This window comes from Pseudomonas acericola (SeqCode), assembly GCF_053456465.1.
Window position 1 is genome coordinate 1,280,160 of the sequence record NZ_JBRFJB010000001.1, and the last position, 21,986, is coordinate 1,302,145.

Consider the following 21,986-nt stretch of genomic DNA (forward strand, 5'->3'; position numbering starts at 1 on the left):
CATGGCCACTGCCGACAGCAACACCGCAACAGCGCAAGACAACAACCCACGCAAACGCAAGGTCATGCTGATCGGACTGGCGCTGATCGTCATCCTCAGCGTCGCCGGCGTATGGGCCTGGCATGAGCTTTACGGGCGCTTCAGCGAAAGCACCGACGACGCCTACGTGAACGGCAACGTGGTGGAAATCACCCCGCTGGTCACCGGCACCGTGGTCAGCATCGGCGCCGACGATGGCGACCTGGTCCACGAAGGCCAGGTGCTGGTCAACTTCGACCCGAACGACGCTGCCGTCGGCCTGCAAAGTGCCGAGGCCAACCTCGCCCGCACGGTGCGCCAGGTGCGCGGCTTGTACAGCAACGTCGATGGGATGAAGGCCCAAGTGTTGGCGCAACAAGCCAACGTGCAGAAGGCCCAGGACAACTACAGCCGGCGTAAGAACCTGGCCGCCGGCGGGGCGATTTCCCAGGAGGAACTGTCCCATGCCCGCGATGACCTGACCTCGGCGCAAAACGCCCTGGCCAACGTGCAGCAACAGTTCAAGACCAGCAGCGCGCTGGTGGATGACACGGTGATTTCGTCCCACCCGGACGTGCAAGCCGCCGCCGCCCAGCTGCGTCAGGCGTATCTCACGGATGCGCGCAGCACCCTGATCGCACCGGTGACGGGCTACGTGGCCAAGCGCACCGTGCAACTGGGTCAGCGCGTGCAGCCGGGCACGGCGTTGATGGCGGTGATCCCGCTGAACCAGCTGTGGATCGACGCCAACTTCAAGGAAACCCAACTGCGCGATATGCGTATCGGCCAGCCGGTGGACATCGAGTCGGATATCTACGGCAGCGACGTGAAGTTCAGCGGCACCATCGACAGCCTCGGCGCGGGCACCGGCAGTGCGTTTGCCCTGCTGCCGGCGCAGAACGCCACCGGTAACTGGATCAAGATCGTGCAGCGGGTGCCGGTGCGCATCCACATCAATGCCGAGGAACTGGCCAAGCATCCGCTGCGCGTGGGCCTGTCCACCGTGGTCAATGTGGACCTGCACGACCAGAGCGGCCCGGTGCTGGCGCAACAGGCGCCGCAAAAAGCCTCGTTCAGCACCAACGTGTATGACCGCCAACTCGCCGAAGCCGATGCCATGATCACCCAGTTGATCCATGACAACAGCCTCGCCGCGCCCAAGGCTGTGCAACGCTAATGAGCAATAACGCCTCCTTCACGCCACCCAGCCTGTTGATGGCCACTATTGGCCTGTCGCTGGCGACCTTTATGCAGGTGCTCGACACCACCATTGCCAACGTGGCGCTGCCGACGATTTCCGGCAACCTCGGCGTGAGTTCGGAGCAGGGCACCTGGGTCATCACCTCGTTTGCGGTGAGCAACGCCATCGCCTTGCCGCTCACCGGTTGGCTCAGCCGCCGGTTTGGCGAGGTGAAGCTGTTCCTGTGGGCGACCATCCTGTTTGTGCTGGCCTCGTTCCTCTGCGGTATTTCCACCTCGATGCCCGAGCTGATCGGCTTCCGGGTGCTGCAAGGCTTGGTCGCCGGGCCGTTGTACCCGATGACCCAGACGTTGCTGATCGCGGTCTATCCACCGGCGAGGCGCGGCATGGCCTTGGCGTTGCTGGCGATGGTCACGGTGGTGGCGCCGATTGCCGGGCCGATCCTCGGCGGTTGGATCACCGACAGCTACAGCTGGCCGTGGATCTTCTTTATCAACGTGCCCATCGGCATCTTTGCGGTGATGGTGGTGCGTTCGCAGCTGAAGAAACGCCCGGTGGTCACCAGCCACCAGCCGATGGATTACGTCGGGCTGCTGAGCTTGATCGTCGGCGTGGGTGCCTTGCAGATCATCCTCGACAAGGGCAATGACCTGGACTGGTTCGAATCCAACTTCATCATCATCGGTGCGGCGATTTCGGTGATTGCCCTGGCGGTGTTCATCATCTGGGAACTCACCGACAAACACCCGGTGGTCAACCTGCGGCTGTTTGCCTACCGCAACTTCCGCATCGGCACCATCGTGTTGATCCTGGGTTACGCGGGCTTCTTTGGCATCAACCTGATCCTGCCGCAATGGCTGCAAACCCAGATGGGCTACACCGCGACCTGGGCCGGCCTGGCCGTGGCGCCGATTGGCATTCTGCCGGTGCTGATGTCACCGTTCGTGGGCAAGTACGCGCACAAGTTCGATCTGCGCTTGCTGGCGGGCCTGGCATTCCTGGCGATTGGCTTGAGCTGCTTTATGCGCGCAGGCTTCACCAACCAGGTGGACTTCCAGCACATCGCCCTGGTGCAGCTGTTCATGGGTATCGGCGTGGCGTTGTTCTTTATGCCGACCTTGACCATCCTGATGTCCGATTTGCCACCGCACCAGATCGCCGACGGCGCCGGCCTGGCGACGTTCCTGCGCACCTTGGGCGGCAGCTTTGCGGCATCGCTGACCACCTGGATCTGGATTCGCCGGGCGGACCAGCACCATGCGTACATGAGCGAAAACATGACCACCTACGACTCGGCCACGCGCAATGCGCTGGACGCGCTGGGTGGGGCAGGGCAGAAGGCCTACACGCAGCTGGACCAGATTCTCACCAGCCAGGCGTACATGATGTCCACCGTGGATTACTTCACGTTGCTGGGGTGGATGTTCATGGGCTTGATGTTGCTGGTGTGGTTGGCGAAGCCGCCGTTTACAGCGAAGGCGGGGCCAGCGGCTTCAGGGCACTGATCAACCAAGATTGGAATGCAATCCCCTGTGGGAGCTGGCAAGCCCCCTCCCACAGTTGGATCTGTATTCACATCAGCAACTGACGCTGTAGGTTGGGAAGTACCCTGCTTTTAAAGAGGACCTTTCCGACATTATTCACCGATAGCAAATCTTTACTCTCTGGACTTTCGCACCGTCCAGGGATGACAAGGTATGACTAGCAGCGTATTGCCGAGCGCTTTCTTTGATCACAGCCGCCACAGACTGAGGGTCTACGGTGTCGACCCCGTGCTCGACGTGCTGGCCTTTCACGGCGGGGAGCGGCTGAGTCAGCCTTTCAAGTACCACATCGAATTCACTTGCACCGATCGTGACCTTGCCGTCGACCAAATCTTGGGCAAACCCGCGACATTCAGTCTGTTTCACGTGCCGCCCAAGCCTGTGCTGGTTTGGCAGCCACCGCCAAAAAACCAACCACTTCGCACCCTGGCCGGGGTTGTCACCGGCTTCAAGCGCCTGTCTGGCTCCAGTGATGAAGGCCGCTACGAAATCACCCTGGAACCGCGCTTGGCGCTGCTGGCGCAGGGCAAGCAATTTCGCATTTACCAGCAGCAATCCGTGCCGCAGATCGTCGAACACATCCTGCGTAATCGTCACGGTTTTGAGGGGCATGATTTTTACTTCCAGCTACTGCGCGACTATCCCAGGCGCGAGCAGGTCATGCAGTACGACGAAAGTGACCTGGCCTTCATTTCGCGGCTGCTGGCCGACGTTGGCATCTGGTATCGCTTCGTTCGCGATGAGCGATTGAATTTTGATGTCGTGGAGTTTCACGATCACCAGCGTTACTACCAGTTCGACGTCGAGTTGCCCTATCGCCCGCCCTCCGGGCTAAGCCGCGATCAGGACTGCGTGTGGGAACTGCAAACCCACCATCAGGTTGTAGAGCAACATGTCAACGTTCGCGCCTATCAATACCGGGATGCCAATGCCTGGCTCGACGGCGACATCGACCAGACCCGTGGTGCCACCACCACTTATGGCGAGGCTTACCACTACGCCGAACCCTACAGCGTGCTCGGGAACAGGCTGGACACTGACGAGGACCTGCCCACCGAAAGCGGCTACAGCTACGCGCGCCTGCGCCATGAACGCTACCTCAATAACCAGACCCGGCTCAGCGGGCTTAGCACCAGCGCAACGCTCGCGCCAGGCCAGGTACTGACCATTACCGACGGTGCGCCCCAGGCGTTTATGCCGAGGGTGGTGATCATCGAGCTGAGCGCCCGCGCTGCCCGTGATCGCAGCCTCGAGGTCAGCTTCGGCGCCATCCCCTATTCGGAGACCGTGTGTTTCCGACCACCGTTGCTACCCAAGCCAAGCATCGCCGGTACCGTCCCGGCCCGTGTCTCCAACCCGGGGGTGAGCGACCCTTACGCGCACATCGATCTGGAGGGGCGCTACAAGGTCAATTTCCTGTTTGATCGCGACACTTGGAAGCGCGGCGAGGAAAGCCTGTGGCTGCGTCTGGCCCGGCCTTACGCGGGGGATACGCACGGTTTGCACCTGCCACTGATCGCGGGCACCGAAGTGGCCGTGGCGTTCGAACAGGGTGACCCGGACCGCCCCTACATCGCCCACGCCCTGCACGACAGCGAACACCCTGATCACGTCACCTTGCGCAACTACAAGCGCAATGTGCTGCGCTCGCCGGCCAACAACAAATTGCGCATGGATGACACCCGGGGTGAGGAACACATCAAGCTCAGCACCGAATACAGCGGCAAAAGCCAGCTAAACCTCGGTCATATCGTGGATGCCGCAAAGAAAAAACGCGGCGAGGGGTTTGAGCTGCGCACCGACGGCTGGGGCGCGGTGCGGGCCGCAAAAGGCCTGCTGATCAGTGCGGATCAACAGAGCAAAGCCTCCGGTGCGGTCTTGGTGATGGACCCGGCCACGCAGCTGATTCAGGGTGCTGCGCAGCAAATTGCCGACTGGCAGGCAATCGCCCAGGCCCACCGAAGCCCTCAACCGTCCCTCAACGGTTTGCAGCAGTTGCAGGCCGACGCAAAAGACCTGGCAGCCCCCGTCATCCTGCTCAGCGCCCCCCAAGGAATTGGCGCGGTTACGCCGTCCAGCCTGCTGCTCAAAAGCGGCGAAGCGCTGTACCTGCAAAGCCACGACGACATCCATTTAGCCGCCGCCCAGCAACTCTCGGTCCATGCCAACCAAGGCATTTCCCTGCTCGCTCAGCAGCACGGCATGCGCCTGGTCTCGGGCAAGGGGCCGCTGGAAATCGAGTCCCACGCCGACTTGCTCAACCTGATCGCACAGCAGGACATCAGCGTGCAGTCGGTACAGGGGCAAGTGCACCTGACCGCCAGGAACGGCATCACCCTGGGATGTGGCGGCGGTTACCTGCGCATCCACCCGAGTGGCGCAATCGACATCCACAGCCCCGGCAAGTTGCTCCTCAAGGGGCAGCATGTGTGGGAGGGGCCTGCGGGCCAGGAGTTTGCGTTGCGGGAGTTGCCGCAGTCGGTGTGTGAGGACTGCCTTAAGAGAGCACGCGCAAAGGCCATCACCCTTTTGATGCGTGAAGGTTGATCAGGAGAGAGTGAAATGGCAGCACCTATTCCATGGCAAGACCAGATCGAACACGTATGTGCGACCGCCGGTGTGCACTACGTAGATCTGTTGTTTGATCAGGCCGCCTGGCACACCGACCTTATCGGGGCGCTGGAGCAAATAAAGCCAGCGATCCCTTGGTTTTCACTGTTCACGGGAACCCCCGAGGAACACATGCTGGACCAGGCGCCCCTATTGATGCGCCTGGACTTGACCCATTGGCAGCATAAAGCCTGGCTGGAGGAGCTGCTGACTCACGGCGCAGCCGACGCGCGCGTGTTGGTGGTGATCTCGCCGCTGGCCTTTGAAACCCTGAGCCACGCGCTGCGAGCACTTTCGCAAATCCGCTGGGGTGGTAAGGCCGGCCTGTTGCGTTACTACGACCCGCGCAGCTTTCCCTTATTGATGTCTTCGATTTTTACCGACGAACAACGCGCTGAGTTTCGGCAACTGACCTTTTTTTGGGGCTGGTTTGATCGAGATGAGCAAGTGCAGTGGCTCAAGGGACATGCGTTGGATGGAAAGAGCGGCGTTGACGTTTCACCTTTTCTGGAATTGAGCGACGAACAGTTCGAGTTGATGGGGTGTATCAGCGATGCGCAGGAATTAATGAGCAGCGGAGAGTTTCATCAAATACTTGGAGGCCTGGAGCAGCGCTTTTCTTTGTTCTACTCATTAGCCTTGAAGGCCAGTCGGGAAAATTATTTTGGTGATTTTAATGAGTATGTAAGGAGCAGGTTATGAGGTTGAAGAGTTGCTTGCTTTGCTTTGGTTTTGTGGGGTGCGGCCTGGCGACTTTAATGTTGTTGGGGTGTGCGTTTAACGAAAATAAAATGGTGGCCGGGAATATAGCAGCGATTAATCATGTTGAAGGTACTGCGGTTAATTGGTTTTCGGTGAATGGATATAGAGCGCACGGGGGAGGGGGGAGTTCGTGTTGCATTATTATGCCGGTTAAGTGGCGGCCGGGGTTAAAGGTGGATGTTGAGTGGGAAGTCGACTTGGATCCTTATGCGTATTCAAAGTGGCCGCCGTTGGGGAGTGATGGCTATATGGCTGAGCAAGTTAAGCATAAAGCCAAATATCGGCATTACAGTGCTACGGTAGACGTTCCGGAATGGCCGGAAACGAAATCTTGCAGCCTGAATGTTCATTTCTTGACTTGTAAGCGAGTGGAGGTGACGACCTCGTGCTCGACATATGGCCAGCCTGATTATCCTGTCAAAGAGCCTAGGCATGCAAAGGAGCCAGCTGTATGTGCGAAGTGACGCGTTTCATGACTGATTCGTTTGGGGGGCCGAGTTTGCTTTTTTCGTTACGGGGACCGGTGGTGCGTTTCATTGGAAAGGCTAGAGCGGTGTTGAAATGCTTGTGTGGGTTGTTGGGGTTTACATTGTTGGGGTGTACGTTCGCTGAAAATAAGATGGTGGCCGGGAATATAGCAGCGATTAATCATGTTGAAGGTACTGCGATTAATTGGTTTTCGGTGAATGGCTATAGAGCGCACGGCGGAGGGGGGAGTTCGTGTTGCATTATTATGCCGGTTAAGTGGCGGCCGGGGTTGGAAGTGGATATTGAATGGGAGGTTGATCCGAATAGCGATGCTGCTACGCCTCCGTTAGGGACGGATGAGTTCAAAGCCTTTATGGTTAAGCATAAATCCAACTATCGACGTTACAGTGCTACGGTTGACGTTCCGGAATGGCCTGAAAAAAAATCCTGCGACCTAAAGGTACATTTTTTAACTTGCAATCGCGTTGCAGTTACTACTGCTTGTGCGATGTATGGTCGACCAGATTATCCGATCAGAGAGCCTAGGCGCGCGAAGGAGCCAGCTGTATGCCTAAAATAAAAAACCAACTCAAAGAAAAAGCTTTCGGGCCGCCTGTTTTTCCTCTTGGCGGGCGCTTGCCTACAGAGGTCTCGGTGGTGGGTGCTAACTATCGTAGGCAAGCTGCTGAAGAGAACCTATTTTGTCGGCAGCGTGATTTTGCTGGGAAGAGTCAGCGCTTTGTATGTTGCCACAGTATGCATATAAGTCTGTTTTTCGATGGGACCAATAACAACGATAATAACGACACTACGAAGAATCATCCCAGTAATATTGCCAAGCTCTATCATGCGTCGATCCAAGCTGATGAAGCTAAAGGCAGTGGCTATTACTCTTACTATATGCCCGGTGTCGGTACTCCGTTTCCGGAGGTGGGAGAGCTGGATTACAGCGAGGCCGGGTTGAAGTACGCCACCGGAGGCGAGGATCGCATCAATTGGGCTTTAGTATCTGTCGCTGACGCCATGTATTCGGCGTTGGCCGGTGTTCCTTTGTCGCAGGATGATCGTGCGAAAGCCGTCACCAAAATGAGCACGTGGCCTACGCCCTTGATGAGTAACTTTGGCCCAAGCAACCGTCGCTCCGTAATGACCAACCTGCTTGCCCCTTTGAAAGCCCGCGTGCCGGTAGCGCAGCCCAAAGTCCTTGGAATCAAACTCTTCGTATACGGCTTCTCCCGAGGCGCCGCAGAGGCCCGTACTTTTGTCACTTGGCTAAGCCAGCTATTCGACACCCCAGAAGGCGCCGAACGCCCTGAACAAAGCCTGATTGGCCTGCCCATCAGCGTCGAATTTCTCGGCCTGCTGGATACCGTGGCGTCGGTCGGCATCGCTCACGCCGCGCCGTTTTTTGCAGGGCACATGGATTGGGCTGATAACACTCAGTTATTGCCCGACGCCCAGCGGTTCCCTGATCTGGTCAAGTGCTGTCGACACTTTGTCGCAGGCTTCGAACAGCGCTCATGTTTCCCGCTGGATTCGATACGCAATGAGGATGGCAAGTACCCAGCCAACACCATCGAAGTGGTCTATCCCGGTGTTCATTCCGATGTGGGGGGCGGCTACCCAAAAAATGATCAGGGCAAGGCACGCGGTAGTACCAATGAACTAGTTTCACAGATCGTCCTGCACGACCTATATGCCGAAGCCTTCGCTGCGGGCGCACCGTTGCAGGTTCCGGAACAGGCATTGCCTGAAAGCTTGCAGCGCAACGAGTCTTGGCGGAGGTTGGGGCCGGCCACAAAAGAGGAGTTCGATATCAGCCCCCTCGTTATCGAACGCTTCAACGCCTGGCGCCAAACCCTCCCAGGCATCCCTTCCGACCCACCCACCGCCACTCCCCCCTGGTCCTACCAACCCATCCAGCTCACCACTGCCGTCGAAGACACCCTGGCCGACCAACTGGGCTGGATCACCGGCTGGCGCATCGGCCGTTTTGCCAACGACAGCTACAAACACCAACCCTTTTTCACTCAAGCCCACGAGACCACGGCCTACGATGAGGGCCAGCAACGCGAACACTATGAAACGCTGAAACGCGGTCTAAAAAAAGACCGCCAACAAGCCCCCGAGGCCGCCAAAAATTATCCCGGCCCGCCCATCTACGAACCGAAGATCGACCAGACCCAACTCAGCCAGGCCGCTGCCGAGTTCAAGGCCGACTACACCGGCAGCAAACGTGAACAAACCAGCTTGAAGGGTTACATGCTGGACGTGGTGCTGCGCGACGCGATCTACCTGCTCAATGAAGATGACGAAGCCAGGGACCATGCCGCACTCAAGGCAGCGGGCGAGCGACGTTGCAAACAGCTATTCCGGGATGACCGAGGTACACCCAGTACGCAAACTGATATGGCCCTGTTGGTCGCGCTGTTCGACGACCAAGTCCACGATTCCCGCGCCTGGTTTATGCATGACGCATTGAAAACCCGTGAGCTGTGGGCCGGTTACTTTTTCTACCGCATGACCTATTTCGGCAATGAAAACAGCCGCGAGCTTTCCCCGGTGGTGGTGGCGGGGCGGATGCTGGGTGTGGCGATGGTGGTTGGGGCCACGGTGTATGGCATCAAGCGAAAAAACGCCCTGGGTGGCCTCGCCGCCGGCATCGGCGGCGCGACCATCGGTTATCAGGTCATCGACAAGGCCACAGGCTTGGTGGTGCCGTTCTTGCCGGGGGCCGAGCAAATCCTCAAGCCAACCGCGCATATCGGCTTGGTGGCCGCCGAGCTGAAAACTCAAATCGCCCAGGAGGACCTGGTCGAGCGCCTGGATCGCACTACTGCCATGTTACGCGCGGCGGGCAGCTTGTTTGAGATCGACGGGGAGGTGGCCTGATGTTGCCTTTAGTGCGTGTCGGTGATCGTTTGCAGCCCTTTGGCGGCGAGGTTTTGCAAGGCCATTTCCTGGCCTTCGGCAAAGCGGTGGCCTGCATGGGCGACCCAGTCCGCTGTAAAAAGCATGGCTTGAACAAAATCAGTGAAGGCACTGCGGGTTCCACTATGGACGGCAAACCTGTGGTGCTGCACGGGCACCGGTGTGAGTGCGGCTGCCGTTTGGTGAGCACCCTTGCGACCTCGTCGATGGGGGTGTCGCCATGACTCGGCCACCGCTGTATCCGCAGGTCAGCGCGCCGCGAGCACCCCATTGGCGACGCTGGTGGCTGGCGTTGCTGATGCTCTGTAGCGTGCAGGCTGTGGTCCTGCTGGCGCTATGGCCCACAGGGCAGCCTCAGCTTGAACTGTGGTTATGGAGTGCAGTACTGCCATTGAGTTGGGCGATGGTATTGGCGCTGCGTGTATTGGTTTGGCAGATCGCTCAGTTCCAGACGGATGTGTACCGAGGCATCCGTGATGGAGACCTGCAGCGCTGGTGGCGGCGGCGTGGTTTGGGTTTGCCGGTGCAACAGGTGCTGTTGCTCGGGCCGGCGGGCGACGAGCAGGCGCAGTACCGCGGGCTGATGGCTGCCACGCCAGTCCCGAAACCGTCGCTGATACCGGGGGCGACGCAGCCTGCGCTACGGTGTCGATTGTCACTGAGCAATGTCACCGAACGCGGCCCTGCCTTGGCCCGCCACCTTGCCCGGTTGACCCTTGCACTTCCTGAATTATCTGCGCGTTGGCCAACGCTGTGCGGCGTTGCCTGGGCGGGTGATACGGGCAGCGAGACTGCGTTCACTCAACAGTTGGCCAAGGCCGGTGTGAGGCTGCCCGATACCCGCGTGCCATTGGGCGATCTGGCTGACCTCGACGCGCTGATTGAAGGCTTTTACCCGCTCTGCCAGGAAGCGGCTGATTGGTTCTTGTGTGCCGGCGTAGTGTCTTTGGAGCGCGCCGGAGACGGCGACCTGCCAGGCGAAGCAGGCTTTATGTGGGTAGTGGATCGGCAAGCCAGGCAGCTGTTGCATCGGGGTGAGTATCTATTGAGCGAGGCGCATGAGTCGCCCGCTGAACTGTGCGCGCAGGTGCAATGTTATGCCGGCCTTGATGGGCCTCCACCCAGCTGTTTGGCATTGGATGAAACCAGCCAGGTAGCGTTTGCGCAGGGAGGCTGGTGCGCAGCAGAGCACCAACTGAGTACGCAATGGGGCCTGCTGGGGAACCTGGCGCCTTTCATCGGTATGTCGCTGGCGCTGTTGCAGGCGAAGGTGGCAGCTCAGCCCTGCGGCTGGTTGAGTCAGGATGCCGAGGAACGACTGGCCATTGGAGTGGTGGTACCTCATGGCAATCACTAAAGGGGGACCTCAAGCCTCTTTGGTCGGCATGGGGTTGGGCTATCTGGTGGTCGCGTGGTTGCTGGTCGCGCTCGGCTGCTTGTTCTATGCAGTGTGCAGCAACTATTTCGCTTGGCCGGCGCTGTCGCTCAAGGATCTGGCGCTACGGGGCCTGTTCATTGGGCTCGCGCTTTGCTGGCTTTGTCCGCTGATTTTATTGGCTTGGGACCGTGTTGCGGTTGGCTGGGCAACGGGGTTGGTGGCGACGGTGGCCGAACCCTGGGGGGCTTTTTCGAGCCCCGTCGAACCTGAAGAAACCCCCTGGCTGGAGGCGTTACGCAAGTCTCTTCGCACGCAGCATGGGTGCTTCTGGCGCCGCAAAGTCCGCTTGTTTTTAGTGTTTGGCGAACCGGATCACATCAGCGCTATCGCCCCTGGCTTGACGCCACAGAACTGGCTGGAAGGGCAAGGCACGGTCTTGTTATGGGGTGGCAGTGTCCATTCCGGGCTGGACGAGGCAGCCCTTGCACCGTGGCGCGAGTTGAGCCGCTGGCGTGCGCTGGATGCTGTGGTCTGGGCGCTGAGCAGTGAGCAAAGCCGCGATGATGTCGCGATGGGTGAGGGTGTTCGGCATTTTTGCGAACTGTCCCGTGAGCTGCGCTGGCAGATCCCACTGCACCTGTGGCAAGTCTGCGCCAGCCAATGGCCGCAGGCCCAGCGCACGGTCGAGCCGGTTGGCAGTGTGTTGCCGCCGAAGCTGACCGTCGTCGCCCTGCAAGCGTGCTTGCAAGGCTTGATCGAGCCCCTGCGTCACGCAGGTCTGGCACAGATGCATGATCAGACTACCCATGATTTCCTGCTCCGGCTGTCTCGCGATTTGCAGGCCGAAGGCATTACCCGTTGGCGCCAGGCGCTCGCGCCGTTGCTAGGCCAGTCCGCCCGTGGAGTACCTCTGCGTGGTGTGTGGTTCAGCCTGCCGGTGCAGCGTGAGCAGGCGGGCCATTTTTGGCCGACGGACCCCGCCTGGAACGGCGTACTGGAGGACAAGCCTGTAAGGCGTCGAGTGGGCTGGAACGCCCCTCGCGTGGGTTACGCCGTGACGATGATGCTGATGCTGGCGTGGGGAGTTGGCTTGTTGCTGTCCTTCCCCAGTAACCGCGCGCAGGTTGCGCAGGCACACGTTTCGCTCGCTGTGCTGCAGCAATCTGCGCAAGGCGACCAGCAAATTCAGGCCCTCAACGAGCTAACTCGCGCACTCGCCCGGCTGGACTACCGCGCCAAGCACGGCACGCCGTGGTATCAACGCTTCGGCTTGAACCAGAACCACGCCTTGCTTGAAGCCCTTTGGCCGCGCTATGTCGAAGCCAATAACCGATTGATGCGCGACCCGGCGGTCGCGAATTTGCAACGCCAACTCGACACGCTGATCAACCTTGCACCGGACAGCCCGGACCGCGCCCGTCACACCCATGTTGCCTACGATCAACTCAAGGCTTACCTGATGATGGCTCGCCCGGAGAAAACCGATTCTGTCTTCCTGGCCAAGGCCTTGGGCGAGGCTGAGCCGCTGCGTGCCGGTTTGTCCCCCGGCATGTGGCAGAGCCTGTCGCCGACGCTCTGGCAGTTCTACAGCGTACAGTTGGCTGCACATCCCGAGTGGCGCATCGCGGCTGACTGGAAGCGGGTCGCTCAAACCCGGCGGGTCTTGCTCGGCCAGTTGGGTCGACGCAATGCCGAGGCCAGCCTGTACCAACAGGTGCTCGATGCCGCCGCCAACCATTCGCCGGACTTGAGCCTGCACCAGATGGTCGCCGATACCGATGCATTGGCACTGTTTTCCACCGACGCCAGTGTAGCGGGGGTGTTCACCCGCCAAGCCTGGGAGGGCCATGTGCGCCAGGCCATCGACGATATTGCCAGCGCCCGCCGCGAGGAAATCGACTGGGTGCTCAGCGACAAGCCCATCGATGTTGATCCCCATCTGACGCCAGAAAAGCTGCGCGAGCGTCTTACCGAACGCTACTTCCAGGATTATGCCCGAGCGTGGCAGGACTTCCTCAACAGCCTGCGCTGGCAGCAATCCGAACGGATGGCCGATGTCATCGACCAATTGACGTTGATAAGCGATGTACGCCAGTCGCCATTGATTGCACTGATGAATACCGTGGCCTACCACGCGCATGCAGGTCAGCGTGGTCGGGCACTGGGGGACTCGCTGATCCAGTCGGCACAAAAGTTGATCGGCCAGGACGAGACGCCAGTGATCGACAGATTGACGCGTGAACCGAGCGGCCCGATGGATGCCACTTTCGGCCCGCTGCTTTCACTGATGAGCATCGACGGCAGCGGTAATAAGCTCACCCTGCAGGACTTTCTCATCCAAGCCACCCGCGCTCGCCTGCAACTGCAGCAAGTCAGTCACGCCCCTGACCCACAGGCCTTGAGCCAGGTCCTGGCGCAAACAGTCTTCCAGGGTAAAAACGTCGATCTGACCGACACCCAGTCCTACGGCAGGCTGATCGCTGCGAGCCTTGGTGCGCAGTGGGCCGGGTTCGGTGAGGCGCTGTTCGTGCGTCCAATGGACCAGGCCTGGCAGCGGGTGCTGCAACCTTCAGCGGTGAGTCTTAATCGCCAGTGGCAACGCGCCATCGTGACACCCTGGCACAGCGCGTTTGCCAGCCGCTACCCGTTTGCCGCCACAGGCAGTGACGCCTCGTTGCCGATGTTGGGACAAATGATCCGTGCCGACTCGGGGCGGATCGAGCAGTTTTTGCAGCATCAACTAAGCGGCGTGTTGCGCAAGGAGGGCAATCGCTGGGTGGTCGATCCATTGCATAGCCAGGGCCTGCGTTTCAACCCGCAGTTTCTGTCAGCCATCAACCAGCTCAGCAACTTGGCGGACGTGCTCTACACCGACGGTGGCATGGGGCTGAGCTTCGAACTCCAGGGCAAAGCGGTCAGAGACGTGGTGCAAACCACCTTTGTTCTCAATGGTGAAAAACACCACTACTTCAACCAAAAAGAACGTTGGCAGCGCTTCAGCTGGCCAGGCCGTAGCGATTACCCCGGGGTGAGCCTGAGCTGGACCAGTGTGCATGCCGGCGAACGCCTGTTGGGTGATTACCAGGGCACCTGGGGTCTGATTCGTCTGCTGGAAAAAGCCCGCGTCACGCCATTGGACGATGGCGACAGCCTCTATCGCATGGTGCTCAAGGCGCCTGATGGTATCGATCTGACTTGGCGTTTGCGCACTGAACTGGATGCCGGGCCGTTGGCGTTGCTCAAGTTGCGCGGTTTCACGCTGCCGTCACAGATATTTCTGGCTGACGAGTCGTATGCACAAAACGCGAGTGTGGAATGCAATCCCCTGTGGGAGCTGGCTTGTCGGGTCGCCGCATCGCTGCGATAGCGGTGGTGCAGTCGATACATGAGTTGACTGATACACCGCCTTCGCGGGCAAGCCCGCTCCCACATTTGGATCTGTGTTCACATTGGATCAGTGGTGTTTGATGTTCAGGCGCCAGGCAGCGCCAGTTGCGGATTGACGAAATCAAACGCCGCCAACTGAAACCCCTGCTCATCCACCTGCAACGCCCAGCCCTGCTTATCCCAATCCCCCAGCACTATGCGCTTGGCCGCTTGCTCGCCAATCTGCAACTTGTGAATGGCGGGGCGGTGGGTATGGCCATGGACCAGGGTGCGCACGCCAAACTGCTGCATCACCCGGGGCACTTCCTCGGGGGTCACATCGACAATGTCGTTGGCTTTCATGCGCGTCTGTGCACGGCTTTCGCTGCGCAGTTTGCGCGCCAGTTTGTGGCGGGTGCGCAACGGCAGGTGGCGCAGGATGAACAGCACGATGGGGTTGCGCAGGATGCGGCGCAGCTTCATATAGCCGACGTCGCGGGTGCACAGGCTGTCGCCGTGCATCAATAGCACCGGCTCGCCAAATAGCTGCACGACGCTCGGGTCCTTGAGCAAGGTCGCGCCTGCTGCTTTGCAGAACGCCTTGCCGATCAGGAAATCGCGGTTGCCATGCATGATGAAAATCGGGGTGCCGCTGTCGCTCAGTTCGCGCAGGGCTGCGCAAATCGAACGTTGGAAGGGGGTCATGCCATCGTCGCCAATCCAGGCTTCAAAGAAGTCCCCCAGAATGTACAACGCCTGGGCGCCACGGGCGCGGCCGTGGAGCAGATCCAGAAACGCCCGGGTAATGTCCGGGCGCTCCTCTTCCAGATGCAAGTCTGAAATAAGCAGGATCACCCTTAGATGATCTCGGCTTTCTCGACGATAACGTCTTCTACCGGAACGTCCTGGTGACCGGCTTTGCCAGTGGTCTGCACGCCTTTGATCTTGTCCACGACGTCCTGGCCTTCGGTGACTTTACCGAATACCGCGTAACCCCAACCCTGCACGTTCTTGCCGCTGTGGTTCAGGAAGGCGTTGTCGGCCACGTTGATGAAGAACTGCGCGGAGGCCGAATGCGGCTCCATGGTACGGGCCATGGCGACGGTGTACTTGTCGTTGGAAAGGCCGTTGTCCGCTTCGTTCTGGATGCTTGGGCGCTTGTCTTTCTTTTCTTTCATGCCTGGCTCGAAACCGCCGCCCTGGACCATGAAGTTGCCGATGACACGGTGGAAAACGGTGTTTTCGTAGTGGCCGGCGTTCACGTATTCGATGAAGTTGGCGACGGTGATCGGCGCTTTCTCGGCGTTCAGCTCGATGACGATGTCACCGTGGTTGGTGGTCAGTTTGACTTGAGTCATGGTCGTTTCTCTTTCAAGGAATTCGTGGGTGTGGACGCCTGAGCGCCTTACCGATTTGGCGACACTTTTTGGCAAAGCAGCGGCCAAGGGGCGCAGTTTAGCGTGACCTGTAGGAATTTCGAGGTGGTTTTTTACCGCCCATGCAATTAATGCAGCAGTTTTTGACCACGCTCTGTCAGTGTCTTGACGGCTTCGGCTATTATGAGCGCTTTGTTTTATCTGGCCTTACCCGGCCACGAACCTGTCTGTTCAAGGATCCTATGAGCAAGCCCACTGTCGACCCTACCTCGAATTCCAAGGCCGGACCTGCCGTCCCGGTCAATTTCCTGCGCCCGATCATCCAGGCGGACCTGGATTCGGGCAAGCACACGCAGATCGTCACCCGCTTCCCGCCAGAGCCCAACGGCTACCTGCACATCGGTCACGCCAAGTCGATCTGTGTGAACTTCGGCCTGGCCCAGGAGTTCGGTGGCGTCACGCACCTGCGTTTCGACGACACCAACCCGGCCAAGGAAGACCAGGAATACATCGACGCCATCGAAAGCGACGTGAAGTGGCTGGGCTTCGAATGGTCCGGTGAGGTGCGCTATGCCTCGCAATACTTCGACCAGTTGCACGACTGGGCCGTCGAGCTGATCAAGGCCGGCAAGGCCTACGTCGACGACCTCAGCCCGGAGCAAGCCAAGGAATACCGTGGTTCCCTGACCGAGCCGGGCAAGAACAGCCCGTTCCGCGACCGTTCGGTGGAAGAGAACCTCGACTGGTTCGCCCGCATGCGCGCCGGTGAGTTCGCCGACGGCGCCCGCGTGCTGCGTGCCAAGATCGACATGGCCTCGCCGAACATGAACCTGCGCGACCCGATCATGTACCGCATTCGCCATGCCCACCACCACCAGACCGGTGACAAGTGGTGCATCTACCCGAACTACGACTTCACCCACGGTCAGTCGGACGCCATCGAAGGCATCACCCACTCGATCTGCACCCTGGAGTTCGAAAGCCATCGCCCGCTGTACGAGTGGTTCCTGGAACACCTGCCGGTGCCGGCGCACCCACGTCAGTACGAGTTCAGCCGCCTGAACCTGAACTACACCATCACCAGCAAGCGCAAACTCAAGCAACTGGTAGATGAAAAGCACGTGCATGGCTGGGACGACCCGCGTATGTCCACGCTGTCGGGCTTCCGTCGCCGTGGCTACACGCCTGCCTCGATCCGCAACTTCTGCGACATGGTCGGCACCAACCGTTCCGACGGCGTGGTGGACTTCGGCATGCTCGAATTCAGCATCCGCAACGACCTCGACCACAGCGCCCCGCGCGCCATGTGCGTACTGCGTCCGTTGAAAGTCGTGATCACCAACTACCCGGAAGACAAGGTCGACAACCTCGAGTTGCCGCGTCATCCGCAGAAAGAAGAACTGGGCGTGCGCAAGCTGCCGTTCAGCCGTGAAATCTACATCGACCGCGATGACTTCATGGAAGAGCCGCCAAAGGGCTACAAGCGCCTGGAACCTGCTGGCGAAGTGCGCCTGCGTGGCAGCTACGTGATCCGTGCCGACGAAGCGATCAAGGACGCCGATGGCAACATCGTCGAACTGCGTTGCTCGTACGATCCGGAAACCCTGGGCAAGAACCCGGAAGGTCGCAAGGTCAAGGGTGTGATCCACTGGGTGCCGGCCGCCGCCAGCATCGAATGCGAAGTGCGTTTGTACGATCGCCTGTTCCGCTCGCCGAATCCTGAGAAGGCCGAAGACAGCGCCAGTTTCCTCGACAACATCAACCCTGACTCCCTGCAAGTGCTCACTGGTTGTCGTGCCGAGCCGTCGTTGGGCGAAGCACAGCCGGAAGACCGTTTCCAGTTCGAGCGCGAAGGTTACTTCTGCGCGGATATCAAGGACTCGAAACCTGGTGCTCCGGTATTCAACCGTACCGTGACCTTGCGTGATTCGTGGGGCCAGTGATTTAAGGGAATTGTCGTGCTAACGATCTACAACACACTCAGTAAGACCAAAGAAGTCTTCAAGCCGCTGGATGGCAACAAGGTGCGCATGTACGTGTGCGGCATGACCGTGTACGACTACTGCCACATCGGCCACGGCCGCAGCATGGTGGCCTTCGACCTGGTGACCCGCTGGTTGCGTTTCAGCGGCTATGACTTGACGTACGTGCGCAACATCACCGACATCGACGACAAGATCATCAACCGTGCCAACGAGAACGGCGAGTCGTTCGACGCGCTGACCGAGCGCATGATCGCCGCCATGCACGAGGACGAGGCGCGCCTCAACATCCTCAAGCCGGACATGGAACCGCGCGCCACGGACCACATCCCGGGCATGCACGCGATGATCCAGACCCTGATCGACAAGGGTTACGCCTACGCCCCGGGCAATGGCGACGTGTACTACCGCGTCGCCAAGTTCATGGGCTACGGCAAGCTGTCGCGCAAGAAAATCGAAGACCTGCGCATCGGCGCACGCATCGAAGTGGACGAAGCCAAGCAAGACCCGCTGGACTTCGTGCTGTGGAAAGGCACCAAGCCCGGCGAGCCGAGCTGGGAGTCGCCTTGGGGCGCCGGGCGTCCGGGCTGGCATATCGAATGCTCGGTGATGTCCACCTGCTGCCTGGGCGAGACCTTCGACATTCATGGCGGCGGCAGCGACCTGGAGTTCCCGCACCACGAAAACGAAATCGCCCAAAGCGAAGCCGCCACCGGCAAGACCTACGCCAACGCCTGGATGCACTGCGGCATGATCCGCATCAATGGCGAGAAGATGTCCAAGTCCTTGAACAACTTCTTCACCATTCGCGACGTGCTGGAAAAGTACCATCCTGAAGTTGTGCGTTACCTGCTGGTGTCCAGCCACTACCGCAGCGCCATCAACTACTCGGAAGACAACCTCAAGGACGCCAAGGGCGCCCTGGAGCGTTTCTACCACGCGTTGAAAGGCTTGCCGGTGGTTGCCCCGGCCGGCGGCGAAGCGTTCGTCGAGCGTTTCACCCAAGTGATGAACGACGACTTCGGCACCCCCGAAGCCTGCGCCGTACTGTTCGAAATGGTGCGCGAGATCAACCGCCTGCGCGAGAGCGATCTCGACGCAGCGGCTGGCCTGGCGGCCCGCTTGAAAGAACTGGCCAGCGTGCTGGGCGTGTTGCAGATGGAAGCCGATGACTTCCTGCAAGCCGGCGCCGAAGGGCGTGTGGACGCGGCTGAAGTGGACGCGCTGATCCAGGCGCGCCTGACGGCACGGGCCAACAAGGACTGGGCGGAATCCGACCGCATCCGCGACCAACTCACCGCCATGGGCGTGGTGTTGGAAGACGGCAAGGGTGGGACGACGTGGCGGTTGGCTGATCAGGCTTGATCGGTAAACGCTGAATAAAAAACGCCCCGACGGGTTCGGGGCGTTTTTTTGCATATTGCTAAGTTTTTCGAATCAAATCTCTATCCGTGTCCAAGATTTTCTGCATAGTCAAATCGGAGGTCTCACCGAACACGGCTCTGAAATTTTTCCTGCTTGGTATTGGCAGTCTTGTATCAACGTCCCGTCTCGGCCCCACTGCCGTGATTGTCCGTTTCTCTCGCCGTGTGCGTATTCGGTAGAATAAAGTTGAGTTCCATCCTCTGACCAACCTTGCATCTTTCCATGTAGCTTTCCATCTTTATAGATCGAGTGCTTTCTTTTTTGCCCGTTGTCATACCATTCTATGTCGTCGCCTTGGCGGTTATGATTTTCGTCTTGTTCCCATTGGCTGACTTTTATACCGTCAATGTTCCATTCGTGGCTCATTCTAATGCGCTGCTTTGCATATAATGTTTGTGATTCGATCTCGCCGTTTGCAAAGTATTTGACATCCCAGCCATCCAGCTGCCCGCGATCATAATCTTGCGTGGTTTTTAGTGTGCCGTCTTCATAGTAATAGTTTGATATTCCTGAGCGGCTGCCATCTAAGTATTTTTCCATCGATTCAGGATTTCCGTTAGCGTACAGTTTGACTCTTGGGCCATTTAGCACTCCATTTACATAATGCTCGCGGATCTTGACTTTTCCTGTCGGGTCGTAAGTTATGTACTCGCCGTCAGTGATCATTCCGTTACTGTAGTTTATGGTTTTTTCAATTTTTCCGTTTTTGTGGCGAATAATGCTTTTTCCTTCACGTTGGCCCTGCGTGCTCATTTCAATAGAACTCGAAACCATGCCGTTACTATGGAAGGTGCGGAATTTATGGACGAATTTGCTCGCAGCATAGTCTTCATTGTCGACGAATCCATCGGCCGCAATCTTCTTGTTTTTTTTATCGTAGATATTTACTTTCCAAGCTTTTAGTTTTTGGTCATAAGTTTGGGGTTGCTCTATGAAAAAAAGACTGCGCGCAGCTGGAGCGGGTCGGTAGTTTTTGTCTAAGTACAGTTTTCCATGAATTAGCACATCTGTGAGTGACCTGCATATTTCACCCGTGCAGGTAGCGAATTTGTTCGCCATTGGTATTTTTTGTTCACAATCCTGATGGGTGATAAATAGTGCGGTTCCATCATCGGCGTATTTTTTGATTTTATTAACTTCTGCTAGGAAACTTTCGACAGGAACCCCGATGGAGTTTGGTGTGATATGCAGTTGTGAAGTGCCACAACTGTGTTCTGTCGAAAGCGTCAGGCGAACTGCCGCCATGAGCTTTACGCTGAAGGAGTCCGTGGCTTCTGGATCTATGTCGAGATAGGTTGCATTCATTTTTATATTTAGGATTGTCGATAGGTGAGTCTGTTCGGCTTGAGCGCATGTTGCACTCGAGATGAGTGCTAGTGTCGCTAAGAATTTCCTATATTCGAATTGCATCCTGATTGCCCATTAGTTGACTTATATGGAGAGGGTAAAACTTTGGGTGGCGGCTGTGCGTGACTTTGATTTGCGTTTGAGTGGAAGGTGTGCCCGCTAGAAACGCTCAATAGAGTGTCGGGCACCAAAGAGAAGACTATGGGTCAATCGTTGACTACAAAGAAGCGAGGGTTTCTGGCGAAGAAGTAGGATGTTTCTTTGGAAAATTTGTCACGGTGCTTTACGTTGTTCGTGCTGGCGGGTGTTCAATAGCGGACGGTAAAAGGGGCGGGTCTACTTGTACCAACATAGCGGCACCCCTCATCACTTCTACTTTTGAATACCGTTCAATTTAGGGCTGATGCTCCGCCCACCATCAACTGAATCCCCTCTAGCATCCGACAAATTCCGAGGGCCACGCTGCGGGGATTGCCGTCGATCTCAAACGCCAAATGGCTTGCCAGTGCATGAACCGACGCTAGATCCTCCGACGCGTTTACCAGCAGCGTCTCGATATCTAGTCCCTCGCGTAGGGTAAACAGGTCATGGTTCTCAGCAGATGGCTCTGGTTTCTCAGATGGATTCAGATAATGGCAAATTGCTCGATGAGCAGAGGCGTGAAACGCGGTTGAGTCTAACGGCGGATTCGGACTGTCTTTGATCATGACTTAGCTCCTAGAGTATTGGAGCCACCACCCATCGCTGCGAAACGACAATCGGGTGGCAGCTGTACGCAGGTTCGCAGACCGGGACTCTAGGCACCCGGCATACCCGAAGGTATCCCGCGCACAGCCGCCATAACATCAGGCATAAAAAAGCGCCCGCTATCTGAGGTGGACGCTGTGCGTCTAGAGTTTAACCGGGCTGCGAAACCCGGTCGCTGAATTTGCAGCGACCGCCGAAGATTAGGCAGCCATCTTCCGAGGGACAACCCTAAAACGCTGTCAGAAATTTCTGCGGGTTTTTGCTCGGCAGCACCCCCGGACCAATGGTGGCCCCCAGTCTAAATGTGGGAGCTGGCTTGCCCGCGATAGCGGTGTGTCAGTCACCGAAAATGCTGGCTGGTATACCGCTATCGCAGGCAAGCTGAACTGGCCTAATGAATTTGGACACATCAATAGGGCGCTATGATGGCGCCCAAACCTGAGGTGTGCAGATGATGCGAAAGTCCTATTCCAGCGAGTTCAAGCTCAATGCCGCAAGCATGGTGCTTGATCAAAATATGCCTGTTCCCGAAATTTGCGCCAGTTTGGACATTGGCCCTACGGCTTTGCGTCGCTGGGTCGAGCAGGTGCGCAAAGAGCGCGCCGGATCAACGATGGCTGGTACAAAGGCGATTACTGCCGACCAAAAGAAAATCCAGGAACTCCAGGCCCTGCTCAGGCAGAAAGATCGGGATATCGAAATCTTAAAAAAGGCCAGTGTTCTCCTGCTTTTGGACTCCAAAGATCATTCCCTCTGATCAGCGAGCTAGGCGAACAGTACGGCATTACAGATTGTTGTCGTGTTTTCGAAGTCAACCGCAGTAGCTACTAC

The 21,986-nt window shown here is 58.2% G+C and carries 17 protein-coding genes; 13 read left to right on the top strand and 4 right to left on the bottom strand.

Annotated features, from left to right (window positions below; genetic code table 11):
* The first annotated feature begins 1 nt into the window (after position 1).
* The 10 genes from ACU688_RS05840 to ACU688_RS05885 all read left to right on the top strand — a co-directional run bounded on the left by ACU688_RS05840 (position 2) and on the right by ACU688_RS05885 (position 14,279).
* A complete protein-coding gene (locus ACU688_RS05840) occupies positions 2-1,195 on the top strand; it encodes an HlyD family secretion protein (RefSeq protein ID WP_448183997.1) in 1,194 nt (397 codons plus the stop codon).
* A complete protein-coding gene (locus ACU688_RS05845) occupies positions 1,195-2,724 on the top strand; it encodes a DHA2 family efflux MFS transporter permease subunit (RefSeq protein ID WP_124528957.1) in 1,530 nt (509 codons plus the stop codon). The genes ACU688_RS05840 and ACU688_RS05845 overlap by 1 nt, the downstream gene beginning before the upstream one ends.
* A 192-nt stretch (positions 2,725-2,916) precedes the next feature.
* Positions 2,917-5,310 (top strand): type VI secretion system Vgr family protein, encoded by a 2,394-nt coding sequence (locus tag ACU688_RS05850; RefSeq protein ID WP_448183998.1) that lies wholly within the window; start codon positions 2,917-2,919, stop codon positions 5,308-5,310.
* 15 nt (positions 5,311-5,325) lie between these two features.
* Positions 5,326-6,075 (top strand): toxin Tle1 chaperone Tla1, encoded by a 750-nt coding sequence (gene tla1, locus ACU688_RS05855; protein ID WP_448183999.1) that lies wholly within the window; start codon positions 5,326-5,328, stop codon positions 6,073-6,075.
* 56 nt (positions 6,076-6,131) lie between these two features.
* A complete protein-coding gene (gene tli1a / locus ACU688_RS05860) occupies positions 6,132-6,599 on the top strand; it encodes a Tli1a family immunity protein (protein ID WP_448184036.1) in 468 nt (155 codons plus the stop codon).
* Between the two features lie 62 nt (positions 6,600-6,661).
* Positions 6,662-7,183: a Tli1a family immunity protein gene (gene tli1a, locus ACU688_RS05865; RefSeq protein WP_448184037.1), complete on the top strand. Its 522-nt coding sequence runs from the start codon at positions 6,662-6,664 to the stop codon at positions 7,181-7,183.
* Positions 7,171-9,495: a T6SS phospholipase effector Tle1-like catalytic domain-containing protein gene (locus tag ACU688_RS05870; protein WP_448184000.1), complete on the top strand. Its 2,325-nt coding sequence runs from the start codon at positions 7,171-7,173 to the stop codon at positions 9,493-9,495. The genes tli1a (ACU688_RS05865) and ACU688_RS05870 overlap by 13 nt, the downstream gene beginning before the upstream one ends.
* The gene (locus ACU688_RS05875) at positions 9,495-9,758 is read left to right on the top strand and encodes a PAAR domain-containing protein (RefSeq protein WP_448184001.1); all 264 of its coding nucleotides are present in this window, start codon (positions 9,495-9,497) and stop codon (positions 9,756-9,758) included. The genes ACU688_RS05870 and ACU688_RS05875 overlap by 1 nt, the downstream gene beginning before the upstream one ends.
* Positions 9,759-9,898: 140 nt before the next feature.
* Complete coding sequence (locus ACU688_RS05880) at positions 9,899-10,891, top strand: hypothetical protein (protein ID WP_448184038.1); 993 nt, start codon at positions 9,899-9,901, stop codon at positions 10,889-10,891.
* Positions 10,878-14,279, top strand: a complete 3,402-nt coding sequence (locus ACU688_RS05885; RefSeq protein ID WP_448184002.1) for an ImcF-related family protein — start codon at positions 10,878-10,880, stop codon at positions 14,277-14,279. The genes ACU688_RS05880 and ACU688_RS05885 overlap by 14 nt, the downstream gene beginning before the upstream one ends.
* 104 nt (positions 14,280-14,383) lie before the next feature.
* Here ACU688_RS05885 and lpxH read toward each other — a convergent pair whose 3' ends face one another.
* Both lpxH and ACU688_RS05895 read right to left on the bottom strand, forming a co-directional pair.
* On the bottom strand, positions 14,384-15,133 hold the full coding sequence (lpxH, locus tag ACU688_RS05890; protein ID WP_448184003.1) for a UDP-2,3-diacylglucosamine diphosphatase: 750 nt from the start codon (positions 15,131-15,133) through the stop codon (positions 14,384-14,386).
* Between the two features lie 2 nt (positions 15,134-15,135).
* Entirely contained in the window at positions 15,136-15,636 is a 501-nt protein-coding gene (locus tag ACU688_RS05895; protein ID WP_017734190.1) for a peptidylprolyl isomerase, read from the bottom strand.
* Between the two features lie 260 nt (positions 15,637-15,896).
* Here ACU688_RS05895 and ACU688_RS05900 point away from each other — a divergent pair, with 260 nt between their 5' ends.
* Together ACU688_RS05900 and cysS are read left to right on the top strand one after the other, a co-directional pair.
* On the top strand, positions 15,897-17,597 hold the full coding sequence (locus tag ACU688_RS05900; protein ID WP_448184004.1) for a glutamine--tRNA ligase/YqeY domain fusion protein: 1,701 nt from the start codon (positions 15,897-15,899) through the stop codon (positions 17,595-17,597).
* A gap of 15 nt (positions 17,598-17,612) precedes the next feature.
* Complete coding sequence (gene cysS / locus ACU688_RS05905; RefSeq protein ID WP_257783798.1) at positions 17,613-19,001, top strand: cysteine--tRNA ligase; 1,389 nt, start codon at positions 17,613-17,615, stop codon at positions 18,999-19,001.
* Positions 19,002-19,109: 108 nt separating this feature from the next.
* Here cysS and ACU688_RS05910 read toward each other — a convergent pair whose 3' ends face one another.
* Both ACU688_RS05910 and ACU688_RS05915 read right to left on the bottom strand, forming a co-directional pair.
* Positions 19,110-20,366, bottom strand: a complete 1,257-nt coding sequence (locus ACU688_RS05910; RefSeq protein ID WP_448184005.1) for a toxin-antitoxin system YwqK family antitoxin — start codon at positions 20,364-20,366, stop codon at positions 19,110-19,112.
* A 431-nt stretch (positions 20,367-20,797) separates the two neighbouring features.
* Positions 20,798-21,115, bottom strand: a complete 318-nt coding sequence (locus ACU688_RS05915; RefSeq protein WP_448184006.1) for a DUF6124 family protein — start codon at positions 21,113-21,115, stop codon at positions 20,798-20,800.
* Positions 21,116-21,606: 491 nt separating this feature from the next.
* Here ACU688_RS05915 and ACU688_RS05920 point away from each other — a divergent pair, with 491 nt between their 5' ends.
* On the top strand, positions 21,607-21,912 hold the full coding sequence (locus ACU688_RS05920; protein WP_448184007.1) for a transposase: 306 nt from the start codon (positions 21,607-21,609) through the stop codon (positions 21,910-21,912).
* Positions 21,913-21,986: the final 74 nt, after the last annotated feature.